We start from the raw sequence: 990 nt of genomic DNA, 5'->3' as shown, positions 1-990 counted from the left end.
GGGGGTTTGGGGACATGGCCCCCATTCATATGAAAACGCATTGAGCCCCACCCTATTTAAAAGGAGCGTTAAGCCGGAACGGCGCAGCGGAGCGAGCCCAGCGGAGGCAGCGACCATGGGTGGGGTGAGAGGAGTGCAACTCTAATTCTCTATTATTTAATAGCGCCTAGTCCTGCGGGAGGTTTAGTATTACCTCCCGCTATAGGCGCTATAGGCGCGGTGTATAGGCATGTTTAATTTCTATAGGCGTTATTGTAAATTTAATTGAGGGTGATTGCATAGCGAACAACAAGAGAGACTGTAGTAGCCGCCCCATCGAGAGTAGGACGGATGAGGAGAGTGATCTTGTCTCCGTCGTTGAGGTTGCGAGAGATAGGAGAGTACATCCTGATGGGACCTGCTGAAGGGTCTACCACGCCGCAGTTCATGACAAACTGGTTGGGTTCGTACATGCTGCCTGGAGTTGCTCCTGCCGTTGCGATGTTGAGTGCCCCTGCCGTTGTCCCCTGAGGGACATACACTAGAGCCCAGAAGAGGTTGCTTTCTGCGTTGCTTGTTGCGATCTGCGTCAGGTTGACCGTGAGGTGCTTGACCTTGCGCATGCCTTCAGTAACTGTAGCAGGAACGATGTCGACTGCCGATGTTTGGTTCGCCGCCACTGCTGCCACTGCCCCCTTCTGCTGGATAGAGTACTTGTCGCGCTTCCCATAACGAGGACGTTTAGCTGCTCTGCGATAATAAGGCATCTTCGAAAAAGTTGAGCGTTTAAAAAATTCAGACGAATTCAGAACTGCCCTGGCCTTAAAAGGGGGTTTGGGGACATGGCCCCCATTCATATGAAAACGCATTGAGCCCCACCCTATTTAAAAGGAGCGTTAAGCCGGAACGGCGCAGCGGAGCGAGCCCAGCGGAGGCAGCGACCATGGGTGGGGTGAGAGGAGTGCAACTCTAATTCTCTATTATTTAATAGCGCCTAGTCCTGCGGGAGGT

1 protein-coding gene is annotated in these 990 nt (G+C 52.8%); it reads right to left on the bottom strand.

Annotation, left to right across the window (positions count from 1 at the left end; genetic code table 11):
- Positions 1-260 precede the first annotated feature (260 nt).
- A complete protein-coding gene (locus tag BGM09_RS32260) occupies positions 261-848 on the bottom strand; it encodes a hypothetical protein (RefSeq protein WP_129264399.1) in 588 nt (195 codons plus the stop codon).
- Between the last annotated feature and the right edge of the window lie 142 nt (positions 849-990).

Source organism: Streptomyces sp. CBMA29 (assembly GCF_014596445.1).
Lineage (GTDB): Bacteria > Actinomycetota > Actinomycetes > Streptomycetales > Streptomycetaceae > Actinacidiphila.
The sequence above is the reverse complement of the archived record's forward strand: the minus strand, read 5'-3'. Positions and strand labels throughout refer to the sequence as shown.